Annotated in this window: 12 protein-coding genes; 6 read left to right on the top strand and 6 right to left on the bottom strand. The window is 58.0% G+C overall.

The features are described from left to right. Window positions 1-281 precede the first annotated feature (281 nt). Entirely contained in the window at window positions 282-986 is a 705-nt protein-coding gene (locus ACR0C9_RS21570; RefSeq protein ID WP_480627392.1) for an SDR family NAD(P)-dependent oxidoreductase, read from the top strand. 12 nt (window positions 987-998) lie between these two features. On the opposite strand, the gene ACR0C9_RS21565 is transcribed toward ACR0C9_RS21570, so the two are convergent. Further along, entirely contained in the window at window positions 999-1,778 is a 780-nt protein-coding gene (locus ACR0C9_RS21565) for a methyltransferase domain-containing protein (RefSeq protein ID WP_170456727.1), read from the bottom strand. Between the two features lie 386 nt (window positions 1,779-2,164). On the opposite strand from ACR0C9_RS21565, the gene ACR0C9_RS21560 reads away from it, so the two are divergent. The 3 genes from ACR0C9_RS21560 to ACR0C9_RS21550 all read left to right on the top strand — a co-directional run bounded on the left by ACR0C9_RS21560 (window position 2,165) and on the right by ACR0C9_RS21550 (window position 4,920). Further along, window positions 2,165-2,557, top strand: coding sequence for a GFA family protein (locus ACR0C9_RS21560; protein WP_480782023.1), 393 nt, complete (start codon window positions 2,165-2,167; stop codon window positions 2,555-2,557). A gap of 293 nt (window positions 2,558-2,850) precedes the next feature. Then, the gene (locus ACR0C9_RS21555; protein ID WP_480782022.1) at window positions 2,851-3,684 is read left to right on the top strand and encodes a sulfurtransferase; all 834 of its coding nucleotides are present in this window, start codon (window positions 2,851-2,853) and stop codon (window positions 3,682-3,684) included. 78 nt (window positions 3,685-3,762) lie between these two features. Then, window positions 3,763-4,920, top strand: coding sequence for a M20 aminoacylase family protein (locus tag ACR0C9_RS21550; RefSeq protein ID WP_480782021.1), 1,158 nt, complete (start codon window positions 3,763-3,765; stop codon window positions 4,918-4,920). A gap of 6 nt (window positions 4,921-4,926) precedes the next feature. On the opposite strand, the gene ACR0C9_RS21545 is transcribed toward ACR0C9_RS21550, so the two are convergent. Further along, the gene (locus ACR0C9_RS21545; RefSeq protein WP_480782020.1) at window positions 4,927-5,871 is read right to left on the bottom strand and encodes a hypothetical protein; all 945 of its coding nucleotides are present in this window, start codon (window positions 5,869-5,871) and stop codon (window positions 4,927-4,929) included. A 139-nt stretch (window positions 5,872-6,010) separates the two neighbouring features. Further along, window positions 6,011-7,219, bottom strand: coding sequence for an MFS transporter (locus tag ACR0C9_RS21540; RefSeq protein ID WP_480782019.1), 1,209 nt, complete (start codon window positions 7,217-7,219; stop codon window positions 6,011-6,013). Between the two features lie 213 nt (window positions 7,220-7,432). Between ACR0C9_RS21540 and ACR0C9_RS21535 the strand changes: the two genes are divergently transcribed. Next, complete coding sequence (locus tag ACR0C9_RS21535) at window positions 7,433-7,846, top strand: VOC family protein (protein ID WP_170456718.1); 414 nt, start codon at window positions 7,433-7,435, stop codon at window positions 7,844-7,846. A 5-nt stretch (window positions 7,847-7,851) separates the two neighbouring features. On the opposite strand, the gene ACR0C9_RS21530 is transcribed toward ACR0C9_RS21535, so the two are convergent. Beyond that, the gene (locus tag ACR0C9_RS21530; RefSeq protein ID WP_170524427.1) at window positions 7,852-8,310 is read right to left on the bottom strand and encodes an Lrp/AsnC family transcriptional regulator; all 459 of its coding nucleotides are present in this window, start codon (window positions 8,308-8,310) and stop codon (window positions 7,852-7,854) included. Window positions 8,311-8,429: 119 nt separating this feature from the next. Between ACR0C9_RS21530 and phhA the strand changes: the two genes are divergently transcribed. Beyond that, window positions 8,430-9,230, top strand: coding sequence for a phenylalanine 4-monooxygenase (gene phhA / locus ACR0C9_RS21525; protein WP_170456714.1), 801 nt, complete (start codon window positions 8,430-8,432; stop codon window positions 9,228-9,230). 5 nt (window positions 9,231-9,235) lie between these two features. Here the strand turns inward: phhA and ACR0C9_RS21520 are convergent, their stop codons facing one another. After that, window positions 9,236-9,754 (bottom strand): GNAT family N-acetyltransferase, encoded by a 519-nt coding sequence (locus ACR0C9_RS21520; RefSeq protein ID WP_170456712.1) that lies wholly within the window; start codon window positions 9,752-9,754, stop codon window positions 9,236-9,238. Then, entirely contained in the window at window positions 9,751-10,305 is a 555-nt protein-coding gene (locus ACR0C9_RS21515; RefSeq protein ID WP_170456710.1) for a helix-turn-helix transcriptional regulator, read from the bottom strand. The genes ACR0C9_RS21520 and ACR0C9_RS21515 overlap by 4 nt, the downstream gene beginning before the upstream one ends. Window positions 10,306-10,420: the final 115 nt, after the last annotated feature.

Genomic DNA, 10,420 nt, shown 5'->3' with positions numbered 1-10,420 from the left:
TTCTCTATGCCCTCGGATCAACGCCTCTGATGCCCGCACTGCTGGCCATCCACCTCGGATCGGTCCTGACCTTCTTCCTGCTGACGCCCTATACAAAAATGGCACACGGCTTCTATCGGCTTGCGGCGCTGGTCCGGGATGCACAACGCAAGCGCGGCGCATAGCCATCGCATCCATGCCGTACGGGGCGCGGAACGGGTTCTGATCGCCACCAATCTGCATCAGTCCAACGGATGTGCTAAGATGCGCCTTGGGTGACAATCGCGACGGAGGAGATCGATATGAGTGCGGGTGTCTGCGCAATCATCGGGTACGGTCCGGGTCTTGGGGCCGCATATGCCGAAGTGTTCAGGAAGGCCGGATACACCCTTGCGCTTCTCAGCAGGTCGGGGGCCGGTATCGGGGGCGCAGGCGCATCTGACCCGCAGGTCAAACCCTTTGCCTGCGATGCCGGAGATCCCGACAACCTCAGAGGCGCCTTGAAAGCGGTCGAGGATGAGTTCGGCCAGATCGACGTCGCCATATACAATGCCGACCTTGCTCAGTTCGGAACGCTTGACGATGTGACCGAGGTTCATTTCGAACAAAGCTGGCGCGTAGGCGCATTGGGGCTGTTTGTTACGGCCAAAGTGCTGGGGTCGCAAATGGCCGGGCGTGGGTCGGGCGTGATCATCGTATCCGGGGCTACGGCAGCGCTGCGCGGCAATCTCTGGACAACCGCTTTTGCGCCGTCAAAATCCGCGCAACGTGTGCTGGCAAATGCGCTTGCAAAACAACTTGGACCGAAGGGCGTGCATGTGGCCTACATGGTCATCGACGGCGTGATCGACACAGAAGACACCCGGACGGGTTTCGCGCCCGACAAACCGGATGACTTCTTCATCAACCCTGTCCACATAGCTGAAACCGCGCTGATGCTGGCGCGACAGGACCGATCGGCCTGGACGTTCGAGTTGGATATTCGCCCATTTGGCGAAAAGTGGTGACGCGGCTATCGGTCAGGTTTGTTTGCGCGCAATGATGATGAATTGCGTTATCGAGAAAAAGAACCGGCCTGCCTCGGCAAGGCTTTGTTGTTCGTCAAACCACGCCTGCGCAATGGCGGGGTCGACATGCGCGTTCGCAACGGCAAATTGCCTCATCAGATGCAACATCATGGTTGCGATGCCGTCCGGCTTTAGCTGATGATCTACCAGTGTTATCGACCGAACCTCGTCCACCTTATCACCCCGTGCCTTGATCAACGCAGGTAGTCTTTCCGGCACAGACCCGCTGACAAAATGCTGGTTCCATGAGGATCTCATGGCCTGCATCCTCTCTGGCGCATCGCTGAACCAGATCAGAGTGTCAAAATGCAGATCGCTGACAACCAGCCGACCACCGGGTTTCAGGCAGCGCATTGCATCGGCAATCGCCCCGTCAATATCGTCGACATATTCGAACACCTGCACCGAAACCGCCTTGTCCGCCATGGCGTCTTCGAACGGAAGCGCATTGGCGACGCCGGTACGGAATTCGACGCAGGCATAGTCACGGCATCGGGCTTTTGCAGCCGCCGTCATGTCGTCGCTGGGGTCAATCCCGATGACGCGGCCCTTCTGTCCAACTGCGCGGGCCAGTTCCGCAGTCAGCAGGCCGTTGCCACATCCGATATCCAATATGGTTTCACCCGGCGCAGGGCAGAGGGCATCGAATGAAGCCTGTCGCCTGCGCGTTATGTCAGCGCCCTGATACGCGTTTTCCAGGATTTTTGTTGTCTCGGCATCAAAATTCAGCATCTTGTTCCCCCTTCCACTCCGCCGATCTTAACAGATTGGTCGCTTTTGAGTCCGAAACGGGTTTTTGAAACAATGGAAAGCGCCCCGAGCGCCTGGGTACCGCCAAGTTGGTGGCTGGCTAAACGGTTCCCCGATACCCAACTGCCGCCCGATCTTTTGCGGCGCTGGAATAGGCCCAGGATCTGAAGGCTTCGACGTTTGGAGTGACCCATGTGTCCCGCCCGCCAAGGAGGTATGGCGCAACGAAAGTCACATCATAGCGTTTGTGACCGACCAATGCCGGGTGGGTGTTGCAATAAGTCAATCTGGCGTCAATTGACGAGCGGCAATCAAATTCATGACTCACAGGCAATCTCTTCTTATGCTCGGGCAACGGAGGGGGCAGTATGTCAGAAAAGCTTATCGGCGGGTGCAAATGCGGTTTGGTCCGCTTTGAGGGCGTGCGCGGGGACGCCCCGATGTTTCGATGCCATTGCCGGGATTGCCAGCAACTGACAGGCTCGGGCCATTCCGAGATGATGCCGCTGATCGCAGAAACCTTCAGAATTGGCGACGCTTGCAAAACCTATCAGATGACAGGCGGATCGGGCCGATTGACCTTTAGCGGGTTTTGCCCGAATTGCGGATCACAACTGACACGCCGCAGTGAAATGATGAGCCAGTTGATCTATGTTCACGCCGCCGCGCTGGATGATCCGTCCAAATACGCCCCCGAGAAGTCGATCTATTCTGACGCTGCGCAATGTTGGGATGATGCGGTGATCCCGCAAGATACCTGAGCGGTCGCGGCCTTCTTGTGCAATCAACGGCAATAGCGCTTCAATCGGAATTGCTTTTGCATTGGATGCGCCAGATAAGCTGATCGATCCGGTCCTGGCAGGCAGCCTGTCTGCAAGTACAAAAACTTCGAAAATTGGACTCTGGGCGCAGATTCGATGGATAATTGCCTCGGCGCGACCCACGTCTGATTGAAGGAGGCCGTAGGGATGTCCAAGAACCTTCGCCCACTTACCGACACCGCCTGGCTGGCAGATCATCTGACCGACCCCGAGCTGCGGATCATTGACGTCCGATGGAAGTTTCGGGAGGAAAACGGCAAGGGCTGGCCTTCGATGACAGGTCAGAGTATCAGGCCGAGCATATCCCCGGCGCAGTCTATGTCGGCATGTCGACAGAACTTGCAGACAGCACACAGACCATTCCTGACATGATGTTGGGCCCGCACGACTTTGGCAGGAAAATGCGCGATCTTGGTGTTTCAAGCGACAGTCATGTTGTCGTCTATGATGACTCGGGCCTGCCGCTGGCATCCGCGCGGCTTTGGTGGGCGCTGTCGTATTTTGGCCATGACAACGTGCAGGTCTTGGACGGTGGACTGCAGCAATGGAAGCTGGAAGACCGACCCACCGAAGCTGGCGATATTTCCGTCGAGCCGGGGAGTTTTGAAGCCAGGGTGCAAGACGGCTGGATCGCCAGGAAGGCTGATGTCTTGTCTGCGCTTGGAAACTCGGACGTCAGGATTGTCGACTTCCTGCCAAACGATCTCTATCGGGGGCAGGGCGCTCATACATGGGGCGGGCGGTCCGGGCATATTCCCGGAGCGGTCAACATCCCCGCGATCTCGAATATCGATCCGGATTTGGCCGATACACCCATTGCCGAACGGGCAGAGAAACTGCGGCAACAAGGCTCATTCAGGCTGTCGGACCAAAAGAGCCTGCTTCAACATTGCCGCGACAAGGGCATTGAGACTGAAAATGAGGTCATTGCCTATTGCGGCCGCGGTTTGGCGGCTTCCAACGGTCTTCTTGCGTTGCGCTATATGGGGTTCGACACATCTCGTCTTTATGACGGGTCATGGGCCGAGTGGAGCGCGGACAAAAATCTTCCGATTGAAACGTCGTAAAACAACGTCCACGGCCCTTGCATACTTGCGGTTTTGCACTCAACATCCCGGCTGCCAGCCACAAAAAAGGATGACAGCTTGGTTTCCGAAGATCTCGCCAAATCCCTGCGCCAATGGCGGCAACACCTGCATCAAAACCCAGAGTTTGGGTTCGAAGAACAGGCTACGGCGGATTTTGTCGTCAAGCGGCTGAAGGCGTTCGGGATCGAGGATATCGAGACCGGAATCGGGGGCACCGGTGTCGTCGCAACGCTGCGGCAGGGAAATGGTGATCGAACGATTGCGCTGCGCGCGGATATGGATTGTCTGCAAATCCATGAAACCACCAATCTGCCTTACGCGTCGTCCAAACCCGGCCTGATGCATGCTTGCGGTCACGATGGGCACACGACAATCCTGCTGGGCGCTGCTGCTGTTCTGGCCCAAGAGGGTGGGTTTGACGGAACCGTGCGGCTGGTTTTTCAACCGGCCGAGGAATGGGGGCAGGGCATGAAGGCCATGATCCGAGACGGGTTGGGATCGCGGTTGGGATTTGACGAAATCTATGGTCTGCACAACAAGCCGGGCCTTCCCGTTGGGGCGTTTGAAATCCGACCCGGCCCATTCATGGGTGCCGAGGACGGGTTTCGCATAACCGTGCGCGGTCGCGGCGGCCACGCCTCGCGCCCGCAGGACTGCAAGGATGCGATCCTGTGCGCCTGTTCCATCGTCAGCGAGCTTCAGACGATTGTATCCCGGGCGATAGACCCCTCGGCCCTTGCGGTTGTTTCGGTGACTTCGATTGCGGGCGACAATGTCAAGAACGCCATTGCCAGCGAGGCGCGCATCGAAGGCGATTGCCGCCATTTCGATGATGCCGTCAGTCACAGGATCGAAGAATCGATGCGCCGCATCGCGAATGGCATGGCCATGGCCCATGACTGCGAAGCAAACGTTGAGTATGAGCGTGTGTTTGTCCCGCTGGTGAATGACGCTGAAGCGACGCAGCACGCGCTGCAGGCGGCGAGATCGGTGTTCGGCGAAAACAGCACGGACCCGGATGCCCGCCCCATGGGTGCATCCGAGGATTTTGCCCAAGCTTTGAAACTTTCACCCGGTGCGTTTGGTAATTTTGGCAACGGCGACAGCGCACCGCTGCACAACGCCGGGTATGATTTCAATGACGCAGCGCTTGTTCCCGGTGTTCAGTGGTTTGTGGAACTTGTGCGCAACCGGCTGCCCGTCAGCTCGGATTAGGCCCCGCTATTTGCAGATCGGCAGCTCCAACGGCGGCTGCTTGGGCAAAGAGTCCCTCCATTGGTTTATGATCGGTTGAAGCGTGCGTTTGGGCCAGAACTTCGGTGTGCCAATGGCTTGCAGACACGCGGCGTTCCAATAAACGCCCGCGCGCGACAGTGATCGCCCCTTGCTCACCGCTTTTGCAACCGCGTTGATGTCTTTGGATTCCGGATAGATGTAAAGCGTCGTCGGGTTGCCCTCTACCAGTGCCAAAATCTCTTCCGAGGCGGATTCCGACCACGTGGTGCACCCGTTGCTGCGCCCACCCGTATAGTTCACCAACCGTCCATAAGGGACATAGCCGTCATCATCAGCATAAGAGCTTGTGGGGTTCTTGAACCGACATTGCCATTTCAGGAAAACGGCAGGATGGCCACCAATGGCCCTTTCCCGCGCGTTGCTGGTTTCACCTTCGCCATCGAACAACAGAAACGTGCGATAGAACGGCTTGGTCTGGCCGGATTGGCTGTAAAACCCTTTGAAGGACGTCCGCGTTTCGGCGGTGACATAGGACCCGCCCGCCGTAAGCTTTGATCCTTCGGCATTGCTGAAATTCTTCGCACATTGCCGCCCGTTTGCGAAATTGGCGCGCTGCAGTTTTCGCCCATTGCCATACCCGGATGAAACGGCGCGGAATGTCCGCTGAGATTCACAGATGACATAGAACCTGCGTCCGGGGCTGCCGTTGCGGGCGGTGCTGGGGCGGGTCGCGTCTTTGGCAAGATAACACGGGTTGCTGACCTTACCCTGCCGGGTTTTCTGCTGATACAGCGCCCGCGCCCTTTCCAGCACGACAGGCGCGATCTGGCCGTCGCCCGTTCCCACATGCTTTTGCAGCCAGGCGGGGATATCCGATGACAGGGCAGTGGCCCGTTCGGGCAAGGCCGCGGTCGCCGCGGCAAGGGTCATGATAGTGACTGCAAGACGGATCGATTTCGGTCGCAACGGGAAATCTCCTGCCAGAATGTCCTCAGTTCCAATCTATCACAACTTGCAGGGGTTTGGGGGCACGGCGGACACTTAAGACTGCTGCCTGTTGCCACAAATCCTACGTTTCTTGCGCGTGGCCCTTCAGCCGGATCACCAACGGCAGCATGGCCGCGACCAGCACGGCCGCGAACAGAAACGGTGCGCCCGGGAAATAGATGCCGTCATTGTCCACAGACGCATGAAAAATCCCGGTCAGCGCAAGCGGAGACAAAACCGCCGCGACCGAGGACAAAGACGCAATGACCCCCTGAACCACGCCTTGCCGATCCTCATCCGTCTGGTTCGACGCCATAGCTGTCATCAGGGGTGGAACCATGTCAGACAGCGCGGCGAGCAGAAGAAAGACGACCAAGGCAGCAATTGACCCGGTGAAGCCAAACCCGATCATGCCGATCAGCGCCGAGACCATGCCCAGCATCAATGTGCGGTAATCCCCCAACCACCGGATGAAGATCGGCATCAACCCGCCCTGAACAAACGCCAGCAGCACGCCATAGCCGGCCAGCGACAATCCGATATAAAGGGTTGGCCAGTCGAACACTTCGCGCGTCCAGAAGGCCCACAGTGTCGGGTAGACCATGTTCGCAAACTCAAAGATGAAGATGCACAAAAGCGGAACCGCAAGCCCCGGCAGGCGGAAGGCGTCAAGGATCGACTTGAACGGGTTCAGATCACGTTTGCCAAACGGGCGGCGTTTGTCCGGTGTCAGGCTCTCGGGCAGTACAAATACGCCGAACAAGGCGTTGCCTGCCGACAATGCGGCGGCGATCCAGAACGGCGCGGCGATGCTGATTTCCGCCGCGATGCCGCCAATGGCGGGGCCTAGGACAAATCCAATCCCGAAGGCCGCGCCGATCAGGCCAAAGTTCGCTGCCTTTTCCTCGGGGGTTGAGATATCCGCGAGATAGGCGGTTGCGGTGATATAGGTCGCCCCGGCCAGACCCGCGAGCGTTCGCCCCAGCAAAAGCAGCCAGAAACTGCTCGCTAAAGCCATGATGACATAATCAATGGCCAGCATGGCAAGGGCCGCGATCAGTATCGGCCTGCGGCCAACCGCATCCGAGATGCTGCCAACAACAGGACCGCACAGGAACAAAGCCCCTGCATAGGCCGCCATCAGCAGCCCGCCCCAGAACGCCCCTTGCCCCGTATCGCCTGCGCCGACCCGGTCCATCAGATCCGGCATGATGGGAAACACGATACCGATGCCGATGGCGTCAATCATCAGGGTAATGAGTATGAAAAGAATGGCTCGGTTCTGAAACATAATACCCTGTCGAACAAAAGGGGTGATACTGCGCCAGACAGAGTTAGCCGCTTTAGTTCCCCTGCAACAAGGTCACGATGATCGCGGGCCAGCCTGCTTTAGCTGAAGGCGTGGCGAGTCTGGGATCAAACCAGGGTCACCGCCTGGGTTGATTTGGCCCGCGCCACCTGCCTAAGGTCGGCGAAACCAAACGAAACCCCAGAACAGGCCCCCATGAAGCTGGAATTTCACCATATCAATTTTGTGTCCGAAGATGTCGGGCGGCTGCACCGGTTCTATACTGAAACGCTCGGGCTGGACGATATTCCGATCGAGAACTTCCCCCGATCTGCCGAGTCGGATGATCGCGGCTACAGCGGCCAGATCCGGTTTGCCACCGACGGGCATATGCAGATGCATCTGGCCGAACGGGATCTTGGCGTTGCGTTCAAACACGGGGAATCCATCAATCCGGTCGAGCGTGGCCATATCGCTTTCCGCACCGATGACATCGCGGCCTTCAAGGCGATGCTGGATGAAAAGGGCATCCCATATTCAGACTATGGCACCGCCTTTGCCAAGGAATGGCATCAGGTCTTTTTCCTTGATCCCGAAGGCAATGTGATCGAGGTCCATCAGGCCGTTTGACCCCGTCACAGGATCGGCAACGGCCCGCGTGTCTTGTTTTGCCGCAGAACGAAGTTGCTGCGGGTGTCCCGAACCAGACCTGATTTTAGCAGCCGTTTCATGATGAACACTTCAAGGTCCTCGGGGGTTCGGGCATAGACCTTCAGAATGAAATCATGATCCCCGGTGATCGAGGCGCATTCGACAATCTGCGGTTCGGTTTCCACCAGTCGCAGGAAATCGGCGATGCTGTTCTCCTGATGATCCCGCAGCGCCACATGGACATAGGCAATAGCATTCAGTCCCACGGCTTTGGCGGTGACCTGCGCGCGATAGCCCGAGACGACGCCCGACGCCTCAAGGTCGCGAACGCGCCGCCAGCATTGTGAGGCCGACAGCCCCGTTTGCTCGGCCAGTTCCTGCATCGACAGACGACCGCTGGATTGCAGGACACGCAGAATGGCTATGTCTGACTGGTGAAGCATATGGTTCGATATTCCACAGTTGGCGAAACATTACGGTCAAAATAGATCATCCGAACGTCCGCACCAAATCAAATATCGCACTACTTTGGGCGTATCCTGTCAGACAGGAGGACGCGCCCATGCCCAAATCGACAAAATACACCGCCAAGCACGCCGATGATCGCGGCCATATCGACTACACCGATCAGGAAAACGCGGTGTGGGCTGATCTTTACGCTGCACAGGAAGACAATGTTCAGCGCTACATGGCGCGCGAGTATCTGGACGGGCTGGTCCGGCTTGACCTGCCAAAGACGCGCGTGCCGTCTTGCGCCGATATCTCTGAGCGATTACTGGACCTGACCGGGTGGCGCGTCCAACCGGTTCCGGCGCTGATCGGGTTCAAGACCTTCTTTGGTATGCTGGCCGAGCGTGTTTTTCCGGCGGCCTCATTCATCCGAAGCCGCGAGGATTTCGACTACATCGAAGAGCCCGACATTTTCCACGAAATCTTCGGGCATACCCCTTTGCTCAGCGATCCTCGCTTTGCTGCATTCAGCCATGCGATTGGGCGGGCGGGCGTCCGGGCCGATGCGGCGGATTATGCCTGGCTGATCCGGCTGTATTGGTTCTCGATCGAGTTTGGACTGCGTCGTCAGGACGGTCAGATCAAGGCGCTGGGCTCGGGTCTTGCGTCCTCGCCGACCGAACTGGTCTATGCCGTGACCAGTGATATCCCGGATCGTGACCCATTCGACGTTCTGACCATTCTGCGCACGCCGTACCGGATCGACATGCACCAGATGGGGTATTTCGTGCTGGACGATCCCGAGGATCTGTTTGCGGCGGCCGAACGCGACCTGCTGGCCGATGTGCGGCACGCGCGGCGCTTGGGTCTGTTGCCAAACAAGTTCCCCGAAAAGGTCACCGCAGCCGAGTAGAACGCCTAGCCGAGGCTCTTGTACATATAGGTCGTCGGTTCGAACACCGGCTCGAACGGGTTGCGGCAGTAATTGGGGATTTCTCCGGCAATCTGGAAGCCGATGTTTTGGTACAGGATACGAGAGGGATCGCTGCTGCGTGTATCCAGCACCAGCATGGTCCGGCCCAGCTCTGACGCCCTGTCTGTCAGGGATTTCATCAAGGCTCGCCCCAATCCACGCCGTCTGGCGTCGGGATGGACCAGCAGTTTGGCGACGTCCGCGCGATGTGGTTGATTGGGCATCACGGCGGGGATCAGTTGCACGGTGCCCAAAATCCGCCCGTCGCCATAGGCCACAAACAGGTCCAGCGTACCGGCGCGCAGGTCCGGTCGCACGCGGTTCTGCCAATAGGCCCGCGCATCCTTTTTCGAAAACGGAAGAATGAACCCGATGCTGGCGCCCGTATGAACACAGGCGTGCAGGATGTCGGCCAGATCATCATGGGCATCGTCAAAATAGGCGTCCGTCAATCGCGTGATCATATCAGCACCAGAATGTATCGCGCGCCCCGCGTTGCACCGGTTTCAAACCGGGTTGGCCCGCACAGGTGATAGCGCAGGCAGTCGCCACCGCTGAGCGTATGGGGCGTTCCGTCCACGGTGATCGTCAGACCACCGTCCAACATGATCAGGTGATGCTCTTGCCCCGGTTTCGGAGGCGTCTCGTATCCAATCACCGTGTTGCGCGGTAAGTGGCATTCCAGAACTTCTCCGGTCAGGCCCGTCGAGGGCGGTGAGACGGACCTGCGGGTAAATCCGGTCTCGGGATCGCTCCATTCCGTTTGCCGCTCATAGGGGACCTTGGGGTCAAAGCTGTCCTCGACCATCATCAAAAGGCGGGACATCGGCAACCCGTAAGCGGCGCAGAGGCGGCCCAGGTTTTCGGCGGTTGGGCTGACCTCACCCTTTTCCATGCGCGACAGAGTGGCCCGGCTGATGCCGCTTTGATCTGCCAATTGGTCCAGCGACCAGTTGTGGCTTTGGCGCAGTTCACTCAGGCGTGAGGCGAGGCGGTCTGAAAGAGTATCTAACATAGTCCATATTTGAGAAAAATTCACTAATATGGGAATATCGCTTAAAATTAAATTGTTTGCAAATGAAAAAGGGGCGCAGAATCCTCTGCACCCCTTCACTTTTCCAAGTTGGCCG

It is taken from the genome of Ruegeria sp. C12 (assembly GCF_056537745.1).
Note: the sequence above shows the minus strand (reverse complement) of the source record. Positions and strands in the feature narration are given on the sequence as shown.

Coding starts and splice junctions, on each gene's coding strand:
- ACR0C9_RS21570 (WP_480627392.1), top strand. CDS start 282: ATGAGTGCGGGTGTCTGCGCAATCATCGGGTACGGTCCGGGTCTTGGG.
- ACR0C9_RS21565 (WP_170456727.1), bottom strand. CDS start 1,778: ATGCTGAATTTTGATGCCGAGACAACAAAAATCCTGGAAAACGCGTAT.
- ACR0C9_RS21560 (WP_480782023.1), top strand. CDS start 2,165: ATGTCAGAAAAGCTTATCGGCGGGTGCAAATGCGGTTTGGTCCGCTTT.
- ACR0C9_RS21555 (WP_480782022.1), top strand. CDS start 2,851: ATGGAAGTTTCGGGAGGAAAACGGCAAGGGCTGGCCTTCGATGACAGG.
- ACR0C9_RS21545 (WP_480782020.1), bottom strand. CDS start 5,871: ATGACCCTTGCCGCGGCGACCGCGGCCTTGCCCGAACGGGCCACTGCC.
- ACR0C9_RS21540 (WP_480782019.1), bottom strand. CDS start 7,219: ATGTTTCAGAACCGAGCCATTCTTTTCATACTCATTACCCTGATGATT.
- ACR0C9_RS21535 (WP_170456718.1), top strand. CDS start 7,433: ATGAAGCTGGAATTTCACCATATCAATTTTGTGTCCGAAGATGTCGGG.
- ACR0C9_RS21530 (WP_170524427.1), bottom strand. CDS start 8,310: ATGCTTCACCAGTCAGACATAGCCATTCTGCGTGTCCTGCAATCCAGC.
- phhA (WP_170456714.1), top strand. CDS start 8,430: ATGCCCAAATCGACAAAATACACCGCCAAGCACGCCGATGATCGCGGC.
- ACR0C9_RS21520 (WP_170456712.1), bottom strand. CDS start 9,754: ATGATCACGCGATTGACGGACGCCTATTTTGACGATGCCCATGATGAT.
- ACR0C9_RS21515 (WP_170456710.1), bottom strand. CDS start 10,305: ATGTTAGATACTCTTTCAGACCGCCTCGCCTCACGCCTGAGTGAACTG.